Source organism: Pseudomonadota bacterium (assembly GCA_037200975.1).
Classification (GTDB): domain Bacteria; phylum Pseudomonadota; class Gammaproteobacteria; order Steroidobacterales; family Steroidobacteraceae; genus CADEED01.
The window spans coordinates 2,043,467-2,064,230 of sequence record JBBCGI010000001.1 but is presented as its reverse complement, the minus strand read 5'-3'; the positions used below and the strand labels follow the sequence as shown (position 1 = coordinate 2,064,230).

The following is a 20,764-nucleotide window of genomic DNA, read 5'->3' as shown; positions in this document are numbered from 1 at the left end:
GGGTAGTCCTATGCTCAGAAGCTGCGTTTGGTTTCGATCAGGAATTGCACGTTCTTCAGCGACGAATCGCCGTTGAGCGGAAAGGCGACGTCCAGGTGCAGGACGTTCGCGAGCGCGGAGCGGGAATTGGACAGCCGCAGGCCGAAGCCCACGTCGCTGAGCGTTCCCTGCTGCGGCGTCCGGATGGCGCCGCTGCCGAAAGTGCGGCCGACATCGGCGAACACCGCGGCGCCGACGTTGAACAGCTGCCACGGGTACCACTTGGTGAAGAAGCGCTGTTCGACCGTCAGCAGGCCACGCGCATCGCCCGTCTGGTAGCGCAGTGGATAGCCGCGCAGACCGTTGTCGCCGCCCAGCGTGAGCTCGGTGTCCGCGTCGAGCGCGTGGCCGACGTCGCCCTGCAACGCGGTGTAGAACAGGGTGTTCTCGCTAGTGCGCCAGTAATAACGCGCGCTGGCGGAGAGCAGCGAATTGTCGTTGCCGTCGCCGATTCGGCTCGCGAGGGTCGCGCCGAAGAACAACGTGTGATGCGGGTAGATGCGCCAGCCGCGGCTGGCCGAGGCGCGTAACAGCGTGGCCGTCCGGTCCGAGCCGAAGATCGCCGCCGACTGGCCCACCTCGACCAGGTACCGCCGGCCGAACTCGAAATCCTCGGTGCGCTCGATCTGGTCGAGGTTGGTGCTGGTGACGAAGTCGTCCTGGATCCACTCCATCGCGGCGTACGGATAACTGAGCCGGCGGTCGTCCGGCAGCCTGGCGCTTGGTAGATAGGCAGGGTCGTCGGCGAAACGCGCCTCGTCGTACCGCAGGCCGACCGTCAGGCGCCGCACCCAGCCGTCGTCCCAGCCGCGCGACGTGCCGAAATGCAGGTCGGCGCTGCGCAGGTCGCGCCGGTAGGCATCGACGCGTTCGCCGAGCGCATAACGATGCAGCACGCCGTCGTCCTCGCCTACGGACAGGCCGGCGGTCCAGCGCGTGTCGAACGAGTAGAAAGGCCGTTCGATGCTGAGCGAACTGGCCGTGCCGTCGCTGTTGTCGGCGTAGCCGAGCGCGGTGGTCCAGCGCGAGCCCAACACGTTGGGATCTCTCCACTGAAACGTCGTCGACGAGCGTTCGGCGTCGGAGTGCGAACCGAGGGACAGGCGTTTGCCCATGCCGAGCACGTTGTAATCGTCGAATTCGATGCTGGTGCTGTTGGCGCCGCCCTTGCGGCCGTACGACAGGCCGGGACTCATCGTCCAGACATCGGATGCGGTGACTTCGACATCGACGACGCCGTCGCGAAACGCGATCGCGCGGACTTTCGGTTCGCGGATGTAACGCAGGCGGCGCAACGCGCGCTCGGTCTCCTCGAGCACGCGCGCCGAGAACTCGTCGCCTTCCGCGAACAGCAATTGCGCGCGCAGTACGGACTCGCGCGTGTCGATGTGCACGCGATTCGCCAGGCGGTACAGGCGCTTGTTCTCGCCGGGCTTCGTCGTATCGAAGATGTCGCCGACATTGATGTAGATCGCGCCGATGCGCGCGTGCGCCCGCTCGAGCTCGGCGGCCGCGGGAACGGCCGCTGCGATTTCGACCGCGCGCGTGGTAGCGCAGGGCAGGGTGAGCAGCACCGCACAAGCGGCTGCCGCAGGCTTTGTCAGTGGCATGCGCGTAGGACGGGACGACCTCGCGCAATCAATCGCGATACCGGCGCGAATACCCATCCGGGTAGCGGTTTTCTGCGCGATCCGATTGATTGTGGTGGTGTGCGCCGTCTAACCTGCGAGCCGATGGAAGACGACCGGCTGGTAGAGCGGCTGTTGGCGCGCGACGAGGCCGCCCTGCGCGAGTTTTTCGACGAGTACTTCGGGCGCCTGTACCGTTTTGCCTTCGCGCGCCTGCGCGGCGACGCGGCCATGGCGGAGGATGCAGCCCAGGCCGCGTTGATTCGCGGCCTGCGCGGATTGGCGGGTTTTCGCGGCCAGGCCAGCCTGTTTTCCTGGCTGGCGCAGATCTGCCGCAACGAGATGGCAGATCTCGTGGAAAAATCGACGCGCATCTCGGCTCACACGACGAGCCTGGATGCGGACGGGGCAGGACGCGATGCCGCACATGCGGTCGCGGACGCGCAAGCCGGCGGCGAAGTACCGCTGGCGCGCGGCGAGAGAATGAAGGTCATCCGCCAGGTGCTCGACGAGCTGCCCGGCAGGTACGGAGAGATGCTGGAACTCAAATACATAGAGGAGTGGAACGTCGAGCGCATCGCCGCACGTGTCGGCCTGTCGTTCGAGGCCACCCAGTCGCAGTTGCAACGCGCCCGGCTCGCATTCCGCTCCGCGCTCGCGGTGCGCGGCGTGGCCGTGCAGGATCTGCTGCCATGAGCGAACTCGACGACGAAAGAGAAACCGCCGCCCTGTTGGGGCAACTCAAGGCCGAGCCTTCGGTGGCCGCGCGCGCGCGGGCGTTCGCGAAGCTCAGCGAAGAATTTCACGCGGCCGCGCGGCCTGCCGGCGCGTTCTCCGCCACGCGTCGCTGGGCGGTTGCGGCCGCGGTGGTGATACTGCTGGGCGCGGGCATGACCTGGCAGGCGTTGCAACCCGGCGCGGACGTCGCACACCTCGAGGCGCTGGACGGCTCGCTGGTCTCGCAGGGCGCGCACTGGTTCAGCGGCGACACGCAGGTGCGCGAAGGCGCGGCTCTCTCGGCCGGCGATTCGCTGACCGTGTCGAACGACGGCGGCGCGTTGCTGCGCATCTCGCCCGATCTGACGGTTCGCCTCGCCGCCGGTACCCACGTGCGGCTCGATCGCGCGGATGAAATCGAACTCACCGTGGGTGAGGCTTTCGTCGACGCAACGCCCGGCACCCATTCCGCGTTGCGCATCGTCACGCCGCATGGCGTGGTCACGCACCTGGGCACGCAATACCTGGTGCGCTCCGAACGCAACGAAATCGAAGTGTCGGTGCGCGAGGGCCGCGCGCAGCTCCAGACGGGCCAGGCCACGACGGTCGCCGCGGCCGGTGAATGGATGGTGCATCGCGACCGGGACGGTGGCGTGCACACCGGCTCGCTACCCGTCGACGATGCGCGCTTCGACTGGGTCGCGGCTTTGCCGACCGATTTCAAACTGGATGGGGCGACACTCGGCCAGTTCCTCGCGTGGTTCCATCGCGAAACCGGGCTCGCACCGATTTACGCCGAGGGCCTCGACGGCGGACACTTGGGCGACGTGCAACTCAAAGGTTCGATCGACGATCTCGAGCCGCTCGAGGCCTTGAGCCTGGTTCTCGCAACCGCCGATCTCGCCTGGCACCGCGATGGCGCGAAAGTGATCATTGAGCAACGTTCGGCCAAGGCCGGCTGATTCCTTGAAATTGCGCGCCGTCGCGCTGATGGCAATCTGCGCGCTATCTACCGGCGCCGCATGGGGCATCTCCGCCGGTGCGCCGTTGTCCGCCGCGCTCGACGAATTGCAACGCAGCGGGCTGCGCGTGGTGTATTCCTCCGCGTTGGTCACACCCGGGATGCGCGTGCTGCAGGACCCCGGCCGCGGAGTGCCCGAGCAAATCGCGGGTATCCTGCTGGCCGAACACGGCCTCGCGCTTTCACCCATACGGCCCGGTGTCTTTGCGGTGGTGCGCGCGGATCCTATTGCATCGCCCGCGCCGGCCCAGGACTTGCCGCCTGAAGAAGTCGAAGCGGCGCCGCTGGAAGAAGTCGAAGTTTTCGCCAGCCGCTATCGCGTCGCGCCGCGCAACGATTCGGGGGCCGCCGAGCTCAAGCGCGAGGACATCGAAGCATTACCGGGTCTCGACCAGGACGTGTTGCGCGTAACCCGCTACCTGCCGGGCACGGCGACGAATGGCGTTTCGTCACGCCCCTACGTGCGCGGCGGGCGGCAGAACGAGCTGGCGGTCTACTACGACGGCATCCCGCTGTTCGAACCCTTCCACTTCAAGGATTTCCAGGGGTTGTTAGGTGTGCTGGACCCCGCGGTCGTGGGCAGTCTCGATTTCTACAGCGGCGTATTGCCGGCGCGTTTCGGCGACCGGCTGTCGGGCGCGCTCGACATCGTGCCGCGCGCGGCCGGTACCGACGACACCTGGATCTTCGGCCTCTCGCCACTGTTCGCCTCGGCCGTGACCAGCGGCCGTTCCGACAGCCGCGGCATCGAGTGGCTGGGCGCCGCGCGCACCAGCGTCGTGGGTCTCGTGCTCGACGATCTCGATGCGCGCGTCGGCGATCCGGATTTCTCGGACGCACTGGTACGCGTCGCGATGCCGGTGGGTGACAAGGGAAAACTCGTCGCCGGCTGGATGCTGCTCGACGACGCGCTCGACTTTCAGCGCGACGACGACAGCGAGCGCGCACGTGCCAGCTACCGCGATGGCACCGGCTGGCTGCGCGGCGAGTTCAGCCTCGACGACACACTGAACCTGCACGCCGCGTTGTCGCACACGGAGCGGCACACGACGCGCCGCGGCTCCATTACGCGCAACAACACGGTCGGCAGCGTCGACGACGTGCGTCGCCACGATGCTACGACGGCACGCGTGGAACTGCTGGGACGAAGCGGCAATTCGCACTGGGTCGCCGGTATCGAAGCCCAGCACTACGCGTCCGAATACGAATACCGCGGCGAGGCGACATTCGAGCCGCGTTTCGCAGCCGCCTTCGGCCGTCCGGCGGCTTTCTCCTTTGCACAGGATCTCGCCGTCGGCGGCGACGAATACGCGGCCTATCTATTCGATGCCTGGGAACTGTCCGCCGCGCTGACCCTGAATGCGGGTCTGCGCTGGGACGCACAACGTTACGACGGCTTCAGCGATTCGCAGTTGTCGCCGCGGCTGGCGCTCGAGTACGAACCCAACGAGCGGTGGCGGCTGCGCGCCGCGCTCGGCCGCATGTACCAGGCCGAGCGTCCCGACGAACTGCAGATCCAGGACGCGGAGAGCGTCTTTCACGCGGTGCAGCGCGCCGACCAGGCCGTGCTGAGCCTCGAGCGGCGCGTGGGGCGCGACTGGTCGTTGCGAATCGAAGCATTCCAGAAACGCATCGCCGACCCGCTGCCCATCTACGAGAACCTGCTCGACGCACTGGTGCCGCTGCCAGAGCTCGAGGTCGATCGCGTGCGGGTCGCGCCGCAGGCGTCATTGGCCTACGGCGTCGAGACCACGCTGCGTTGGCAACCCGCCGAGCGCTGGGCGGGATGGATGGCGTACAGCTGGACGGAATCGGAAGACGAGTTTCCAGGCTTCAAGCGCGCGCGCACCTGGGACCAGCGTAACGCGGTGAATGCCGGTCTGTCGTGGACGCGGCGGCCCTGGCAGTTGTCGGGCACCGTGCAGTGGCGCAGCGGCTGGCGGCGCAATGCGCTCGAGCTCGCGGATCCCGCGACCGGCGCGCTCGTGCTCGCACCGCGCAATTCGCTGGCCTACCCGCGCGTCGTATCGGTCGACCTGCGCGCCACGTGGACGTTGCCGCTGCGCGCCAGCGCGCTGCATTTCTACGCCGACATCGGCAACGCGGCCAACCGGCAGACGCCGTGCTGCACGAACTATGCACTGGAGGAAACCGCCGGCGTCTGGTCGCTGCACCGCGACTACGACAGCACCTTCCCGCGCTATGTCTTGTTAGGAGTGAACTGGGAAATCCCGTGACGTTTTTTTGTTAAGGTTGCGGCATGGACAAACCCAGCCTCAACATCGTGCGCGCCGCCGATATAGCTGCGCACGCGCAGGAATTTTCGCATCCATGGAACCCGCGGTCCCTCATGCACGGCACGCAGCTGGCGCGCGCGGTGGGCCTGCGGCGCACCGGCGTGAACTTCATGCGTATACCGCCAGGCAAGGAAGCGTACGTCTACCATTCGCACCGGCATGAAGAAGAGTGGATCTACGTGTTGTCCGGCCGCGCGATCGCGCTGATCGACGGAACGGAATACGACGTCGCTCCCGGCGATTTCATCGGTTACCCCACGCCTTCGGTCGCGCATCTGATGCGCAACCCCGGGCAGGACGATCTCGTCTATCTATCGGGCGGCGAACACCTCGACTTCGACGTTGCGGAATTTCCCACCCTGGGCAAACGCATGGTGCGCAGCGGCCAGCAGGTCGAGATCTACGACGACGCGGACGCGCAGCCGTTCGGCCCGCTGTAGTCAGGCCGGTTCAACCCGCCGCCTGCTTCGCCTTCCACGCCGCGAGCACCGCCACCTCCTTGTCGGCGGCGATGCCAGCCTTCAGTTTCTCGCGCTCTTCGGCCGGGCGGGTGAGATGCCACGCCAGCGTGTCGTCGACGGTCTTCTTCAGCGGCGAGATCTTCAATCCCTTCGCGAGTGCGGCCTGGTTGCTGGTGCCCGCGAACGCGGCCTCGTCGCCGGTGGCCGGCAGCCACACGGGCATCTCGCTCCAGGGTTCCACCTTTTGTTCCTCGAGGAACGCGGCGGGCAGCCAGGTCGCCTTCGGGGGCGTCGGCGGCCTGGCTTGTTTGTTGGCGGCCGCAATGCAGGCGCCGGTCAATTCGCCGAACTTGAACTCGTTGACGTTCGACACGAGGTTGTACGTCCCCATCGTGCGTTCTTCGACCGCCTTCAGCGTGAACGCGGCGAGATCGCGCACGTCGATGATCTGGAACGCATCGGTGGGGGCACCCGGAGCGATGAATTCACCGCCGCGCGCGGCGCGCGCCGGCCAGTAAGTGAATCGATCGGTGTTGTCGTCGGGCCCCACGATGAGCCCGGGCCGGATGACCGTGGTGCGGCCCGGCAGCGCCTTTTCCGCTTCCTTCTCGCACAGTGCCTTCAGCGGCCCGTAAGTTTCACCGTCCACTTTCTCGATGGTTTCGTCGGCGAGTTTGCCCACCGGTGAGTTCTCGTCATGCGGCACGCTGAAGTTCGGGTAGACCGAAATCGAAGAGACGAAGACATACTGCTTGATTCGCGGCGCGAGCAATTCCGCTGCTGCGCGGACCTGGCGCGGCACGTAGCCGGAGTTGTCGATGACGACATCCCACTCGCGGTTCTTGAGGCCGTCTATCTCGCCGTTGCGGTCGCCCTTGATGCGTTCGATGTCCGGAAACTTGTCGGTGTGGGTCTTGCCGCGATTGAAGAATGTGAGCGTGTGGCCGCGTTCGAGCGCCAGCGCCGTCATGTGCAGACCGATGAAACGGGTGCCGCCGAGAATCAGGATCTTCATCGGCTTGATCTTGCGTCCCCAGGCGGGCACGGCGGCGGAGACGGCGCCGGCCGCGGCCAGCGTGAGCAATGTGCGGCGTTTCATGACAGCTCCTTACTTCGCACCGGGCGCGGCGTACGTGGCCACCCAGTCGTGGACGGTCTGGTACCAGAACAGCGAATTCTGCGGCTTCAGCACCCAGTGGTTCTCATCCGGGTAATACAGCAGCTTCGAAGGCACGCCGCGTTTCTGCAGCGTGTTGAACAGATGGATGCCGTGGTTGAGCGGCACGCGCAGGTCGAGCTGGTTGTGGATCACGAGCGTGGGCGTGCTGAAATTGCCGGCGAAGGTGTGCGGCGAATACTTCGCGAACTCTTCGGGCTTGTCCCAGTAGTTGAAGAACCGCTCGGTCTCGGCGCCGTAGTCCGAGCCCTGCTGCGCGAACATGTCGTAGACCGCGGCGTGCGCGACCAGCGCCTTGAACGGATGCTTGCGGCCTAACAAGGTGGTGGCGAGGAAGCCGCCGTAGCTGCCGCCCGCCGCCACCATGCGGTCGCTGTCGATGTACGGCTTGGCCATCAGCCACTCGGCCGCCTTGATGGTGTCCTCGTACGGCAGGCTGATCCAGTCGGGGTTGATCGAGTCGGTGAAATCGTTGCCGAAGCCGCTCGAGCCGTGGAAGTTGTGCCAGGTCACGACATACCCCCAGCTCGCGAATACCTCCGCGTTCCAGCGCCACTGCAGGCCGTCGGTCATGGAATTGTGCGGGCCGCCGTGCAGCAGCATCATGAGCGGGTACTTCTTCGTCGCGTCGAAGCCGGGTGGATAGATCACCCACATCTGGATGTCGGCGCCCTCCGCACCCTTGTAGGTGACGCTCTCGACCTTCCCCTGGTCGAGCGCGGCGAGCGCCGCGTCGTTGAACGTGGACAGTTTGATGGCCGCGCCGCTGCGGGCGTTCAACGACACGAGCGTCGGCGGCTCGGTGAAACTCTGGCGGATCGTCACCAGCGCCTTGCCGTTGCGCGACAGTGCGAGTCCGCCGAATGAGGATTCCTTCGTGATCGCCACGGGTTTGCCGCCATCGAGGCGGAAGCGATACACGCGTCGCGCACCTGAATCGTCGATGGTGCCTAACAAGGAGCGCGAGTCGCGTTCCCAGACGAGGCCGCTGACCGAGCGATCCCAGTTCTCGGTGAGGCCGGCCGTCGTGCCGGCGGCGCGGTCGAACATCATGAGCCGCGCGCGATCGCCATAGAAAGTGGGGATGCGCTGTTGTGTGTAGGCCAGCCGCCGGCCATCCGGGCTGTACCGCGGCGAGTCGTCGTCGGCCTGGTTGTCCGCGGATATGTCGCGCGCCGGCTTGCAGCCACAGGTGGGCAGCAGGATGACGTCGAAGTTGGCGCGCAGGCCGGTCTTGTCGACGTTCGCCGTGAACGCCACTTCGAGACCATCGGGCGAGATGTCGTACGAGAATGTGTCGACATCCTGCTTCGAGAGGTGATAACCCGACATACGCGTGATCGCGGTGACGGCCGTCTGGTCCGTGCCGTCGATGGCGATCGAAAACAGATGCGGTTCCGTATCGTCGAGGTAGTGATCGAAATACGAGATCGGCGCCCGGGTCCAGACACGCCCGGTCATCTTCGACGATTCGCGTTCCTTCTTGCGCGCGCCCTGGTCTTCCCAGCGCACGAGATCCGGCCACACATCGCTCACGAACGCGATGCGCATGCTGTCCGGAAACCACCGCGGCACCGACGCCCCGGTAGGTAGATTGGTGACGCGCCGCGCCTCGCCACCGTCCACCGCGATCAGGTAGATCTGGCTCTCGGTGTCGTCGCCGCGGCGCGAGACGAAGGCGATCCACTTGCCGTCCGGGCTCACGGTGGCCTGCGTGTCGCTGGCCTTGTCGCTGGTCAACTGCCGTGCGGCGCCGCCGGCCACCGGCAACAGCCACAGATCGGTCAGTCCCTTGTTCTCGGCTGCGTCGTAGGTCGTGACCGGCACGACCGCCTGCGTACCGTCGGGCGTGATCGCCGGATCGGCGAGGCGCTTGAGAGTCCACATCTTCTCCGCCGTCAGTTGCCGCGGGTTGGATGGCAACGAATTCTGCGCAACGGCGGCGGCGGCGGCGGCGGCAAAGGTGAACGCGAACAGCGAAGCGGCGATGCGATGCATGAATTCCCCGCGGATGGTTTGGCGCCGTTTCTGCCGTGGCGCGAATGAACGCCATTCTGACGAGGCACGATTTGTCGAGGCAAGCTTTTCCCGATCGCCTCGACCCGGTGTGCCTTCGTTCAGGCGAGCAGTGGTGCGAGAATCACGGCCATGACGGACGCGCCCAACAAGAACTACCGGCTCAACGAATTCGGCCAGCCCGTAGGTCTCGATCTGCCCGGCTGGATATCGCCGCCGTTTCCGCCGCACCTGACGTTGACCGGGCGTTATTGCCGGTTGGAGCCGCTCGATGCAGCGAGGCACGCGGCCGACCTCTACGAGGCGCAGGCCGAGGATCGTGACGGCACGCGCTGGACGTACTCGTTTCATGGGCCGTTCGCGGATTTCGCCGCATACCGGCAATGGGCGGAGGGCGCGCAGACGTCGCGCGATCCGCAGTTCTACGCCATCGTCGACGCGCAAAGCGGCCGCGCGGTGGGTAGTTGCAGCTACCTGCGCATCGATCCCAGACACGGCGTGATCGAGGTGGGCAACATCTACTTTTCGCCGCGGCTCGCGCAGACCCGCGCCGCGACCGAAGCCATGTTCCTGGCTGCGGCGAACGTATTCGCGCTCGGCTACCGGCGCTACGAGTGGAAATGCGACAGCTGCAACCTGCCGTCGCGGGCCGCGGCCGTGCGCCTCGGGTTCAGCTACGAAGGCATGTTCCGCCAGGCCATCGTCAACAAGGGACGCAACCGCGATACCACCTGGTTCGCGATCATCGACGGTGACTGGAACGGCGGCCTGAAGGACGCCTATCTACGCTGGCTGGATCCGGCGAACTTCGACGCCGCGGGCTTGCAGAAGCTGCGCCTGTCCGAACTCACCGCCCGCTTCGTCCAGCGCGACTCGGCCGAGGCGCCGCCGCCTCTAGAGAAATACTGACAGCTGTTTCGCGACCAGCTGCGGCTGCGTCTCGAGGATGCGTTTGTCGTATTCGGGCAGATCGACCACTTTCGCGCCGGGCTTGAGTTTCGCCACGCGCCCGCCGGCTTCCCAGAAATTGTCGCGCGGCCGCAGGACCAGCAAAGGTTGTTTGACGAGTGGCAGGCGGCTTTCCGCTTTCCAGTCGATGAGCGCGGCGCGCGCTGCCAACGCGCCAGGCGGCGTCCCCTCGGGCGCCGACAGATCGCGATAACTCCGGCGCTCGCTTTCGTCGAGCGCCGGAGCGCCGACCATGATCACCTTGCGAACCACCTTCGGCCGCGAGATGGCGAGCTCCGCGGCCACCGCCGCGCCCGAGTGCGCGCCTAACAAGTCGATCTGCCGGAAACGCATCGAATCGAGGAAATCCCCGATGGCTTCCGCAAAACCCGCCACCGACAACGCGCCGGGCGGGCCGTCGGATTCGCCGCATCCGGGCGTGTCGGGGCTGTACACCGAACGCGTCAGGCCGAGAATTTTCGACAGCGGCAGGAACGCACGCCCGGTGGTGCTGCTGGCATGCAGGCAGATGAGGGTGGTTTGCTCGTCGAAGCCGCCACCCGCCGGGATGGCGTTGTGAACGTGCAATTGGCCGTAGCGGCACTCGAAATAGGCACGGCGCAGGCGCGGCGTCGCGGTTTGTGTGTCCATCGGGGCGTCACGATACCGCAAAGAGCCGGGTTCGAATCGCCTCGCCGCCCGGGAGAACCCTGAGCGGTTGCCGGCCCGCCGTCCGGATCGTCGGCGGCCTCCTACCGCAGGCGACGGCCGGAACGCGCGGATTTGACAGAAATGCGAAGCGCATTCGCATTTCGAAGGTCCGCGTAGAAGTTCTCATCCAACCCGCGGAACCCCAGGGCTAGAATTCCCGCAGAAAAATCAGGCTCTGGGGAACATCCGCGATGCCACCGGTGAATACGAGCGCGTCCACGACCGACGTCGACAATGAGGCGACGGCCGAACTGCCGGTGCTCGACGTTGCGGCCTACGAGTCGACGCTCGAAACCATTTCGCACACCGACAACTGGGTAGCGCCCGCCGTGAGCGCGCCGCAGGAAGCGGAATCGACCGCGATGATGCCGGCACCGGCAGCCGCGGCAATGCACGATCCGCTCGAGCACAGCGGAACGCTCGAGATGCCGGCGTTGCCGCCCGTCGCGGAAGCCAAGGCCGGGAAGGGCAAGGCCAACAAGATCACGATGGCGACCGCCGTGCCCGTGCCACAGGTCGCGCCCGCGCCGCGCACCGCCTCGGCCGCCGCTCCGATCGTGCTGCCGCCGTCGCCGCCGCTCATCGAAGAACTGCGCAATGCGCTCGCCAGCACGGAACGGCGCATCGTGGAATTGAACGAACGTGCGCGGATCGGCGATGCCGAGCGCGGCGTCGCCATCGCCCGCGCCAACGCGGAGACCGTGCAGCTGCGCGAGCAGTTAGGCAAGAGCCTCGAAGCGCTGCACACCGCGCGCGCGCGCCTGGGTGTACAAAGCGCCGATCAGCCCGGGCTCGAAGACCAGTTGTTCGCGAGCGGCGAACGCATCGCGGCGCTCGAGACCGACTGCGCCACCCAGGCGAAGATGATCGCGGCGAAGAACACGCTGCTGAATTCCGCGCAGGAACGCTGCTCGCGTCTCGAAGCCGACATCGTCAACCTGCGGGCTTCGGTGGCGCGCCGCGACCGGCAGATCGGCGTGCTCGAGGCGGATCTGCAGGCGCGCCAGCAGCGCGAGAGTTCGATGGGCGCGCGCCTCACCGACGCGCTCGCCGCCACCGATCCGCACGTGCCGCACCTGCGCGCGGAGATCGTCGCGCTCAACGAACAGATCCGCACGCTCAATGCCGAGCTGCGCGCCGCGCAGACGCGCGCCGGCGAGAAGGACGAAGACCTGCAGGTGGCGGAAGAAAGCATCCGCAATCTCGAAATCGAAGTCCGCGACAAGACCGGCAAGCTCGAAGAGGCCAATGTCACCGTCGATGAATGGCGCGCGGTCATCGCCGAGAGTCAGCGCTCCATCCTGCAGCGCGACAGCCGCATCCAGCAGCTCGAAGGCGATCTCGAGAAACGCGTCGCGGCAGTTGCCGCGGTCGAAGCCGCCGCGCAGGCCGGCGACGAGGTCACGCTCGAAGGTCCGGCGCGCGTGCTGATCCGCACCAATGGCAACACCGATTTCGTCCACGTGCTCGGCCGCCGCACGCGTATCGGCCGCGGCCCGGACAACGAACTGGTGCTCGATACCAAGCACATCAGCCGCTACCACGCGGTGCTGCTGGCGGGGCCGGTGCATACCTCGATCGAAGACCTGAACAGCACCAATGGCGTGTTCGTCAACGGCAAACGCGTCGCGCGGCAGGTCCTCAAGGACGGCGACCGGGTGACGGTAGGCAGGACGCAGTTCCGCTACACCGTGCGCAGCTGACACGCTGTTAAGATGTCGGTCCCTTATGACCGACAACTACATCGAGCGAATCCTCCGCGCCCGCGTCTACGACGTGGCGATGGAATCCCCACTGGAAGCGGCGCCGCGGCTGTCACGCCGCATCGGCAACACCGTGTTGCTCAAGCGCGAGGATCTGCAGCCGGTGTTCTCGTTCAAGTTGCGCGGCGCGTACAACAAGATCGCGCACCTGTCGGAGTCGGTGGCGAAACGCGGTGTGGTGTGTGCATCGGCGGGTAATCATGCGCAGGGCGTGGCGCTGGCCGCGAAGAAGCGCGGCATTCCCGCGACGATCGTGATGCCGCAGACGACGCCCAGCATCAAGGTCAGCGCGGTGCGGGATCTGGGCGGCGAGGTCGTGTTGCACGGCGACGACTACGACAGCGCGTACGAACATGCGCAGACCATCGTGCGCGAACGCAACCTGGCGTTCGTGCACCCGTTTGACGACCCGGACGTCATCGCGGGCCAGGGCACCATCGCGGTGGAGATACTGCGGCAGTCGCGCGGCGACATCGACGCGATCTTCGTGCCCGTGGGCGGTGGAGGTCTGATCGCCGGCATCGCCGTGTACGCGAAGTATCTCAATCCCAAGCTCCGGATCGTCGGCGTGGAGCCGGTCGATGCGGCCGCGATGTACGAATCGTTGCGCGCCAAGAAACGCGTGATGCTCGATCGCGTCGGCATCTTCGCCGACGGCGTCGCGGTGCGGCGCGTCGGGGAGGAAACCTTCCGCCTGTGCCGCGAACACGTCGATGAAGTCGTGCTGGTCGACACCGACGAAATCTGCGCCGGCATCCAGGACGTGTTCGAGGACACGCGCAGCATCGTCGAGCCCGCCGGTGCACTCGCCGTCGCCGGCATCAAGAAGTACTGTGCGTTGAACCAGTGGCAGGACAAACGCGTCGTCGCGATCAACAGCGGCGCCAACATGAACTTCGATCAGCTGCGTTACGTGGCCGAGCGATCGGATCTCGGCCAGGCACGCGAAGCGCTGCTGGCGGTCGAGATTCCCGAGCAGCCGGGCAGCTTTCTCAAGTTCTGCGAAATTCTAGGCTCGCGCGCCGTCACGGAATTCAACTACCGCTACGGCACCAAGGAACGCGCGCAGATTTTCGTCGGCTTCGGCCTGGCGCGCGGGCGTGACGAGCGCGATGAAGTGATCGTGAGCCTGCGGGCCGCGGGTTACGGCGTCACCGACATGACCGACAACGAGATCGCGAAGTTACACGTGCGTTACATGGTGGGCGGTCACGTGAACGGCAACGTCGCCAGCGAGCGACTGTTCCGTTTCGAATTTCCCGAACGCAAGGGCGCGCTGCTGAAATTCCTGCGGGCCATCGGCACCCGCTGGAACATCACGTTGTTCCACTACCGCAACCACGGGTCCGACTACGGCCGCGTCCTCGCCGGAATCGACGTGCCGTCCGCTGACACGGCCGACTTCCTCGATCACCTCAACGTGCTGCACTATTCCTACAGCGACGAGACTAACAATCCGGTCTACCGGATATTCCTCGGCTCCTGAGCGGTTTTCACGCCGTCGCCGGGAACACCGGCCGGGAACACCGGTCTGTGTAGAATGCCCCCGGCTGCCGTCATCAGGTCTCTTTTGGTGTTCGACGACAAACACCCGCTCTTTGGCACCTACAAGATCGCCAAGCGTATCGCCATCGGCATCGTGGGCGGATCGGTGCTGGTGGTCGGCATCCTGATGATCGTGTTGCCCGGCCCGGCGTTCGTCGTCATCCCGGTCGGTCTCGGCATCCTGAGCCTCGAATTCGCCTGGGCGCGCATCTGGCTGAAGAAAGCGAAGGCGAAGGCCGAGCAAATGGCGCGCAATTTCCAGGCCAGGAACGGCCAGAACAAGAACGGTGGCGACCCTCCGCCCGCGGCCTGACTAGTTAGTCTCAGCGGCTATTCGATCGGCAGTTCGAACATGAGCTCGCGCGCGAAGCGCACCGGCGGCGAGCCGAACGACAGCACCTTGTCATGATAATCCTTGAGGTTGAATGCCGCGCCGGCGCGTTGCTCCGCTTCCGCGCGCAGTGCGAAGTGTTCCTGCGCACCCACGAAGTAGACGGGTAGTTGGGCCGAGGTGAGCTGGGCGCGTGTCCACTTGCCGGCCGCCTCGCGCTCCTCCTGGAACGCCGACTCCATCAGCAGCTGCATCGCCGCTTCGCGCGAGATGCCGTCGACGTGTACGGCCTGGTCGAGCAGCGCATTGACGACGGTGCGGACGTACCACTTGAGCTGGATGAGTTTCATGAGCGGATCGCCGTCCATGTAGCCCTGTTCGACCATCAGGTGCTCGGCATAAACGGCCCAGCCTTCGACGAACGGCCCCGAGCTCAGCACGGCGCGCAGCGTCGAGGGATACTTGTTCGCGTGCGCGAGCTGTAGATAGTGCCCGGGCATGGCCTCGTGGATCGTGAGGTTCTGGATCGACCGCGAGTTGTATTCGCGCAGGAAGGAATCGACCTGGGCGCGGGTCCACTGCGCCGGGATCGGCGAGACCGCGTAGAAGGTTTTCTGCGCGGGCTCGAGCGGGCCGGGCGAATCGCAGTACGCCAGCGCCACGCCGCGCTGGAATTCCGGCATCTCGATGATCTCGAGCGGCTCGTCCGGCAGTGTCACCAGGTTTTTCTCGCGCACGAAACGCGTGGTGTCGAGCAGCGCGGCGCGCGCGGCGTCGAGCACACCGTCGCGCTGCGGGTGTTGCGCGTAGGCGAGTTCGAGTGCGGCGCGGATTGCGCGTTGCCGTTGTGCATCGACCGGTTTGTCCGGGAGGGGCGGCGCCGCGCGCTTCTTGTTCAGCGCGGGATCCTTGAGCACCGTGCGCGCGATCTCATACATCGCCACATGCGACGCCTCGAGCTCCGCCTGCGCGCGTATGCGGATCTGGTCGCGCGTCAGCGGCGAGAACAACGCCAGCGCGAGTTTCTGGTCGTAGAGATCCTTGCCGAGCCGGAAGTCGCCCTTGGCATCGGGCGTGAGCCGCTTCTCGAGCCAGATCTGCTGCTGGTTGAGCGCGCTGCGCGCCTTCGCGATGCTGGCGCGCAGGGTTGCCTGCTGTTCGGCGGGCAGCGCGGTCAGTTGCGCACCGATCTCGCCGTCGAGCATCGCCACGAGCCCGGCGTTCTGCCGGGCCGCGGTCTCCGCGAAAACTTTCGGCACGCGCGCGGGCACCAGCACTTCGCGCTGCTGCGCGAGCAGCCGCGGCAGCTCGTCGAGCCGTTTGCCGAGATTGCGCATGCGTTCGTCGAGCGGGGCGAACTCGCGCGCGATGAGGTTGTTGAGGCCGTCACCGGCGATGCGCGTGTAGACGAGCGGATTCCAGCGCCACTCCTCCAGGGTCTGCAGTTGCCAGCGGTCGAACTCGAGGTCGTGGCGCAGCAGCAGCGCGTCCACCTGGTTGGCGCGCGACAGCTTCGCCGTCTCGATCGAATCCAGCGCCGATAGATAGAGCGCGGTGAACTCCAGCTTGTTCTGCCAGCCGGCGGCGCTCACGTCGTCCAGGCGATCGTCGAAACGGTGATCGCCGAGCCGGGTCGCGTTGACCGGAGAAAGCGCGGTGGACTCGCGCAGGTAACGCGCGGCGAGCGCCTCGAATTGCGGGTCGGCGCTGGGTGGCGGCGGGGGCGGAGCCGGCGGCGGCTCGGGCAGTGGCGGCAGCGGCGCGCACGCGCACAGGGCCAGAACCGCGGCACAGGCAATGACTCGCCTCTTCATCGCATCGCCCTCGTCAAAACGGACGCAATGGTCACCGGAGCGCGACGTTACCAGTTAAAGTGCGGGCTCGCAGCTTCGAGTCCCCCGCGCACCTTGAGTACGAATTCCCGTTCGCCTGCCTTGCAGGCGTTGAGCCAGCCCGATTTCGCCCGCTATGCCTTCGCGCGGCTGTCCGGCACGCTGGCCTGGCAGATGATCAACGTCGTCGTCGGTTTCCAGGTGTGGAAGCTCACGCGCGACCAGCTCGATCTCGGTTTCATCGGTCTGGCGCAGTTCCTGCCGTTCCTCGCGCTGGTGTTGCCGGGCGGGCAGATCGCGGACCGCTTCGACCGGCGCATCATCATCGCCTGCGCGTACACGGCGGAACTCACCGGCGCCGCGATCCTGCTGTGGTTCACGTTGTCGGGCAGCACGCGCGTCGGCATCGTGTTCGGCGCGGTCATGTTGCTAGGCGTGGCGCGCGCCTTCTGGGCGCCCGCGGGCCAGGCGATGACGCCGAATCTGGTGCCGAAGAACATGTTGCCGGGCGCGGTGTCGGTCAACGCGGTGTTGTTCCAGAGCGGCGTGATCGTGGGCCCTTCGATCGGCGGCCTGCTCGCGATCTTCGGCTACCACGTCGTGTACGGCATCGCGTGCGCGCTGCTGACGCTCACCGTGTTGCTGGTCGTGAACGTACGGCCGGTGCGCCCGCAACCCTCGCAGGGTCCGGCGACCCAATGGCGCTGGCACAACGTGCTCGACGGTTTCCGTTTCGTCGTGTCGAAAAAGCCTTTGTTAGGCGCGATCTCGCTCGACCTGTTCGCGGTGTTGTTCGGCGGCGCGACCGCGCTGTTGCCGGTGTTCGCCACCGACATCCTGCACGTGGACAGCGCGGGCCTCGGGCTGCTGCGCGCGGCGCCAGGCGTGGGTGCGGCGATCGTTGCGCTGGTACTCGGCCTGCGCGCGATCGAGCGGCACGCCGGGCGCTGGATGTTCGGTGGCGTCGCGGTGTTCGGCGTCGCGACCATCATTCTCGGCCTGTCGACCAACTTCTGGCTGTCGCTGTTCGTGCTCGCCTTGTTAGGCGCGGGCGACATGGTCAGCGTGTTCGTCCGCCAGCTGCTGGTGCAGCTCGAAACGCCGGATGCGATCCGTGGCCGCGTGAGCGCGGTGAATTCCATGTTCATCGGCGCGTCGAACGAACTCGGAGAATTCGAATCGGGCGTGACCGGAAAATATCTCGGCACGGTGCGGGCCGTCGTGCTCGGCGGCTGTGCGACGCTCATCGTCGTCGGCTCGTATATGAAAATCTTCCCCGAGCTGCGCAAGCTCGACCGCTTCCCCGAACCGACGCACTAGGAGAGTGGTGCCGGGGTGCAATTCTCGTAATTGAGCGAGCGTTGTTGTGACCACCCGGCACCGGCTCAATTACGAGAATTGCACCCCGGCACCACTCTCCGTACAGCTCCGCGCACCCAGCCGAACTGGATTTACGCGCGACCTGTACATAAATACAGTTCGCGCATGGCAGGCTCAATCAAAGGCCGGGGTGCGTTGTCACAGCCCCCCGGCCGCTTCGACAAGCTGACGCAAACCCTCGAGCACGACGGCTGGTACGAGGACGAAGAACCCGACAAGCGCGAAACCATCGTGTTGCCCGAGCCCGCGCGCTCGATCATCAGCCGCAACAAATCGCCCGACATCCTTTTCCAGGCGTCCATCAATCCATACCGCGGCTGCGAACACGGCTGCATTTATTGCTACGCCCGCCCCAGCCACGCCTACGTCGGCCTTTCCCCAGGCCTCGATTTCGAAACCAGGCTCTTCTACAAAGCCGACGCCGCCAAGGTGCTCGAATCCGAACTCGCGGCGCGCAACTACAAACCCGCGCCGATCATGCTCGGCGCCAATACCGACCCATACCAACCACTGGAAAAATCCCTCAAGGTCACCCGCTCGATCCTCGAAGTCCTGCTGCGCTGCAGGCATCCCGTGACCATCACCACCAAGGGCGCGCTCGTCGCCCGCGACGTCGATCTGCTCAGCGAGCTCGCGCGCGACGGACTGACGCGCGTGATGTTCAGCATCCCGACGCTCGACAACGACATGAAGCGCGTTCTCGAACCACGCGCCGCCGCCGCGGGCGCGCGCCTCAAGGCCATGCGCGTGCTGGCGGAGTCCGGCGTGCCGGTGGGCGTGCTGGTCGCGCCGATCATCCCCATCCTCACCGAACACGAGATCGAGGCGGTTCTCGAAGCCGCACGCGAGGCCGGCGCTACCTACGCCGGTTACACCGTCGTGCGCCTGCCATGGGAAGTGAAAGACCTGTTCCGCGAATGGCTAGCCGAACATTTTCCCGCGCGCGCCGCGCACGTCATGTCGGCGATCCGCGCCATGCGCGGCGAACGCGACAACGATCCCGAGTTCGGGACCCGCATGCACGCCACGGGTCCGGTGGCGCAGCTCATCCGCCAACGCTTCGCACTCGCGGTGCGGCGCCTCGCTTTCGTGGCCGACCGAAGAAATGAGCTGCCGACGAATCTCTTCCGGCCTCCCGTACGTACTCATCCCCAGATGTCCCTGGATCTGCCTTTGTAACTTTGTGTAAGCGCGCATTAAGTTGGGAACCCCAATGCGCAGCATGAGGTCACAAAGTGACGATGCTGCAACGTGGCATACTTGCCGCGCCCATCGACATCCCTCATCTCGTCCTGGGAGAAGGTCCATGAAGAGCGCAATCCGCGTGAGTTATGCCTGCCTGGGAGTAGTTCTCGCCAGTGGTTGCATGCAGGCGCGCATCGAAGAATCGCGCGAAATGGCCACACCCATCGCCAAGGGCGAACGCGTCGTCATCCTCGCCAAGCCGCAAATCGAAGGCGCCGGCGCCGAAGACGATTTCATGGATTGCATCGGTGAAGGTCTGGACGGCGGCCGCCATGGCATCGCGGTCCACGACAACAACGATTTCGTCGATCAGATGTTTCCGTGGTTCGAGCCGAGCACCGCACCCGGCAAGCCCGAGGCCATGAGCGCGTTGCTCGCCCGTCCGGGCGTGGCGGAGCAAGTCACGAAGACCGGCGTACGTTATGTAGTCTGGCTCGATGGCAGCACGCGAAAAATCGACGGCGGCGGCTCGCTGGCCTGCGGCGCGGCGCCCGGCGGCGCCGGTTGCATCGGTTTCGGCTGGTGGCAAAAGGAATCGGACTACGAAGCCACGATTTGGGATTTGAAACAGGCCAAGTCGGCGGGTAGCGTCGGCACCAACGTCACCGGAACTTCCGCCATCGTAGGGGCCATTGTTCCTTTGCCGTTCATCGCGCGAGTCCAGGCCACGGCATGCAACCGCATGTCCAACCAGCTGCGCAGCTTTTTCTCGGGAACCGACGCGCAACCCGCCGGTACCCATTGATTACCGCAGGAGGCCGCATGCGCACCTTTAATGTGATCAGCGTTGCCGTCGTGGCAGCGGTGCTCGTGGGCTGCGCTTCAACCAGCGGTGGTGGTGGTGGCGGCATGCCATCCGGTGGCGGTGGTGGCGGCGACAGCGGTGGCTCGCCCGGCGGCAGCAGCGGAATGCCCGGTGGCGATAGCGGCAGTAGTGGGATGCCCGGCGGCAGCAGCGGAATGCCGGGTGGCAGCAGTGGTTTGCCCGGCCTTCCCGGCGAGAGTGGCATGCCATCGAGTTCGTTGCCCGGTCTGCCCGGCGAATCGGGTGACGGCAAGTCCGGAGACTCGAGCAGCGGCTCGGAAAAGAGCGGCGGCGCGAGCGGCGAATCCGGCGGCAAATCCGGCAAGGACGGCAAGTCCGGCAGCGCCAACCCCGAAGGCCCGGGCGGCGCACAGACTTCCGAAGAGCGTCGCCAGTCCAGCGAAAAGAGTCTCGACGACTCGCTCGGAGACTTCGACAAGACACTGAAGAAAGAACAGGAACGCGTGGCGAAGGAACGCGACGCGAAGGGCCAGGGCAGCGCCGACGGCGAAGGCGAGAACGGCTCGGGCGCAAGCAGCGATTCTGCGGGTGGTTCCGGCGGAACGCCCGGCGGGCGCGAAGGCGATCTCAAGTCCGAAGGCGGCAGCGCCGGTGGCGACAAGAATGCCGGCCAGAACAGTTCGAACGCGTCCAACCAGAGCGGCAAGTCCATCGGCGGTGGCGGCGGTGGTGGTGGTGGCCCGCAGACCAGCGGCAACGACGACGACATCGTCGCGCGGCGCCTGCGCAAGGCCGCCGAGGAAGAGACGGATCCGGAGCTCAAAGAACGTCTCTGGAAGGAATACAACGACTACAAGAAGTCGGCGAAATGAAGTCTTGAGGTGATG

The 20,764-nt window shown here is 66.0% G+C and carries 17 protein-coding genes; 12 read left to right on the top strand and 5 right to left on the bottom strand.

Annotated elements, in window-relative coordinates; genetic code table 11:
• Window positions 1-14 precede the first annotated feature (14 nt).
• The gene (locus WDO72_09100; protein MEJ0085827.1) at window positions 15-1,649 is read right to left on the bottom strand and encodes a hypothetical protein; all 1,635 of its coding nucleotides are present in this window, start codon (window positions 1,647-1,649) and stop codon (window positions 15-17) included.
• A gap of 123 nt (window positions 1,650-1,772) precedes the next feature.
• Here WDO72_09100 and WDO72_09095 point away from each other — a divergent pair, with 123 nt between their 5' ends.
• Genes WDO72_09095 through WDO72_09080 form a run of 4 tightly spaced genes read left to right on the top strand, consistent with a single transcriptional unit; the run spans window position 1,773 to window position 6,142 of the window.
• Window positions 1,773-2,363, top strand: coding sequence for a sigma-70 family RNA polymerase sigma factor (locus WDO72_09095; protein MEJ0085826.1), 591 nt, complete (start codon window positions 1,773-1,775; stop codon window positions 2,361-2,363).
• A complete protein-coding gene (locus WDO72_09090) occupies window positions 2,360-3,346 on the top strand; it encodes a FecR family protein (GenBank protein ID MEJ0085825.1) in 987 nt (328 codons plus the stop codon). The genes WDO72_09095 and WDO72_09090 overlap by 4 nt, the downstream gene beginning before the upstream one ends.
• Window positions 3,347-3,350: 4 nt before the next feature.
• Window positions 3,351-5,642 (top strand): TonB-dependent receptor, encoded by a 2,292-nt coding sequence (locus WDO72_09085; GenBank protein MEJ0085824.1) that lies wholly within the window; start codon window positions 3,351-3,353, stop codon window positions 5,640-5,642.
• Window positions 5,643-5,665: 23 nt separating this feature from the next.
• Complete coding sequence (locus tag WDO72_09080; GenBank protein ID MEJ0085823.1) at window positions 5,666-6,142, top strand: cupin domain-containing protein; 477 nt, start codon at window positions 5,666-5,668, stop codon at window positions 6,140-6,142.
• A 10-nt stretch (window positions 6,143-6,152) separates the two neighbouring features.
• Here the strand turns inward: WDO72_09080 and WDO72_09075 are convergent, their stop codons facing one another.
• On the bottom strand, window positions 6,153-7,262 hold the full coding sequence (locus WDO72_09075) for an NAD-dependent epimerase/dehydratase family protein (protein MEJ0085822.1): 1,110 nt from the start codon (window positions 7,260-7,262) through the stop codon (window positions 6,153-6,155).
• Window positions 7,263-7,271: 9 nt separating this feature from the next.
• Complete coding sequence (locus tag WDO72_09070; protein ID MEJ0085821.1) at window positions 7,272-9,338, bottom strand: S9 family peptidase; 2,067 nt, start codon at window positions 9,336-9,338, stop codon at window positions 7,272-7,274.
• A 150-nt stretch (window positions 9,339-9,488) separates the two neighbouring features.
• Here WDO72_09070 and WDO72_09065 point away from each other — a divergent pair, with 150 nt between their 5' ends.
• Window positions 9,489-10,265, top strand: coding sequence for a GNAT family protein (locus WDO72_09065; GenBank protein MEJ0085820.1), 777 nt, complete (start codon window positions 9,489-9,491; stop codon window positions 10,263-10,265).
• Here WDO72_09065 and WDO72_09060 read toward each other — a convergent pair.
• A complete protein-coding gene (locus tag WDO72_09060) occupies window positions 10,251-10,955 on the bottom strand; it encodes an alpha/beta fold hydrolase (protein ID MEJ0085819.1) in 705 nt (234 codons plus the stop codon). The two genes, WDO72_09065 and WDO72_09060, sit on opposite strands and share 15 nt — an antisense overlap.
• Before the next feature lie 251 nt (window positions 10,956-11,206).
• Here WDO72_09060 and WDO72_09055 point away from each other — a divergent pair, with 251 nt between their 5' ends.
• The 3 genes from WDO72_09055 to WDO72_09045 are packed head-to-tail and all read left to right on the top strand — an operon-like array spanning window position 11,207 to window position 14,636.
• Complete coding sequence (locus WDO72_09055; protein MEJ0085818.1) at window positions 11,207-12,718, top strand: FHA domain-containing protein; 1,512 nt, start codon at window positions 11,207-11,209, stop codon at window positions 12,716-12,718.
• A gap of 25 nt (window positions 12,719-12,743) precedes the next feature.
• Window positions 12,744-14,264, top strand: coding sequence for a threonine ammonia-lyase, biosynthetic (ilvA, locus tag WDO72_09050; protein ID MEJ0085817.1), 1,521 nt, complete (start codon window positions 12,744-12,746; stop codon window positions 14,262-14,264).
• A gap of 54 nt (window positions 14,265-14,318) precedes the next feature.
• Window positions 14,319-14,636 (top strand): PGPGW domain-containing protein, encoded by a 318-nt coding sequence (locus WDO72_09045; GenBank protein MEJ0085816.1) that lies wholly within the window; start codon window positions 14,319-14,321, stop codon window positions 14,634-14,636.
• 17 nt (window positions 14,637-14,653) lie between these two features.
• Here the strand turns inward: WDO72_09045 and WDO72_09040 are convergent, their stop codons facing one another.
• Window positions 14,654-16,468, bottom strand: coding sequence for a DUF885 domain-containing protein (locus WDO72_09040; protein MEJ0085815.1), 1,815 nt, complete (start codon window positions 16,466-16,468; stop codon window positions 14,654-14,656).
• Between the two features lie 93 nt (window positions 16,469-16,561).
• On the opposite strand from WDO72_09040, the gene WDO72_09035 reads away from it, so the two are divergent.
• The 4 genes from WDO72_09035 (at window position 16,562) to WDO72_09020 (ending at window position 20,749) form a co-directional block, all read left to right on the top strand.
• Complete coding sequence (locus tag WDO72_09035) at window positions 16,562-17,806, top strand: MFS transporter (protein MEJ0085814.1); 1,245 nt, start codon at window positions 16,562-16,564, stop codon at window positions 17,804-17,806.
• Between the two features lie 165 nt (window positions 17,807-17,971).
• Window positions 17,972-19,045, top strand: coding sequence for a PA0069 family radical SAM protein (locus tag WDO72_09030; GenBank protein MEJ0085813.1), 1,074 nt, complete (start codon window positions 17,972-17,974; stop codon window positions 19,043-19,045).
• 127 nt (window positions 19,046-19,172) lie between these two features.
• Complete coding sequence (locus WDO72_09025) at window positions 19,173-19,856, top strand: hypothetical protein (GenBank protein ID MEJ0085812.1); 684 nt, start codon at window positions 19,173-19,175, stop codon at window positions 19,854-19,856.
• 17 nt (window positions 19,857-19,873) lie between these two features.
• Window positions 19,874-20,749 carry a hypothetical protein gene (locus WDO72_09020; protein ID MEJ0085811.1) on the top strand — a complete coding sequence of 292 codons (876 nt, stop codon included), beginning with the start codon at window positions 19,874-19,876 and terminating at the stop codon, window positions 20,747-20,749.
• The last annotated feature ends 15 nt before the right edge of the window (window positions 20,750-20,764 follow it).

Excerpts from the sequence above, each read along its gene's own strand:
- WDO72_09100 (MEJ0085827.1), bottom strand. The coding sequence starts at position 1,649 with ATGCCACTGACAAAGCCTGCGGCAGCCGCTTGTGCGGTGCTGCTCACC.
- WDO72_09095 (MEJ0085826.1), top strand. The coding sequence starts at position 1,773 with ATGGAAGACGACCGGCTGGTAGAGCGGCTGTTGGCGCGCGACGAGGCC.
- WDO72_09090 (MEJ0085825.1), top strand. The coding sequence starts at position 2,360 with ATGAGCGAACTCGACGACGAAAGAGAAACCGCCGCCCTGTTGGGGCAA.
- WDO72_09080 (MEJ0085823.1), top strand. The coding sequence starts at position 5,666 with ATGGACAAACCCAGCCTCAACATCGTGCGCGCCGCCGATATAGCTGCG.
- WDO72_09075 (MEJ0085822.1), bottom strand. The coding sequence starts at position 7,262 with ATGAAACGCCGCACATTGCTCACGCTGGCCGCGGCCGGCGCCGTCTCC.
- WDO72_09070 (MEJ0085821.1), bottom strand. The coding sequence starts at position 9,338 with ATGCATCGCATCGCCGCTTCGCTGTTCGCGTTCACCTTTGCCGCCGCC.
- WDO72_09065 (MEJ0085820.1), top strand. The coding sequence starts at position 9,489 with ATGACGGACGCGCCCAACAAGAACTACCGGCTCAACGAATTCGGCCAG.
- WDO72_09060 (MEJ0085819.1), bottom strand. The coding sequence starts at position 10,955 with ATGGACACACAAACCGCGACGCCGCGCCTGCGCCGTGCCTATTTCGAG.
- WDO72_09055 (MEJ0085818.1), top strand. The coding sequence starts at position 11,207 with ATGCCACCGGTGAATACGAGCGCGTCCACGACCGACGTCGACAATGAG.
- ilvA (MEJ0085817.1), top strand. The coding sequence starts at position 12,744 with ATGACCGACAACTACATCGAGCGAATCCTCCGCGCCCGCGTCTACGAC.
- WDO72_09045 (MEJ0085816.1), top strand. The coding sequence starts at position 14,319 with ATGCCCCCGGCTGCCGTCATCAGGTCTCTTTTGGTGTTCGACGACAAA.
- WDO72_09040 (MEJ0085815.1), bottom strand. The coding sequence starts at position 16,468 with ATGAAGAGGCGAGTCATTGCCTGTGCCGCGGTTCTGGCCCTGTGCGCG.
- WDO72_09030 (MEJ0085813.1), top strand. The coding sequence starts at position 17,972 with ATGGCAGGCTCAATCAAAGGCCGGGGTGCGTTGTCACAGCCCCCCGGC.
- WDO72_09025 (MEJ0085812.1), top strand. The coding sequence starts at position 19,173 with ATGAAGAGCGCAATCCGCGTGAGTTATGCCTGCCTGGGAGTAGTTCTC.
- WDO72_09020 (MEJ0085811.1), top strand. The coding sequence starts at position 19,874 with ATGCGCACCTTTAATGTGATCAGCGTTGCCGTCGTGGCAGCGGTGCTC.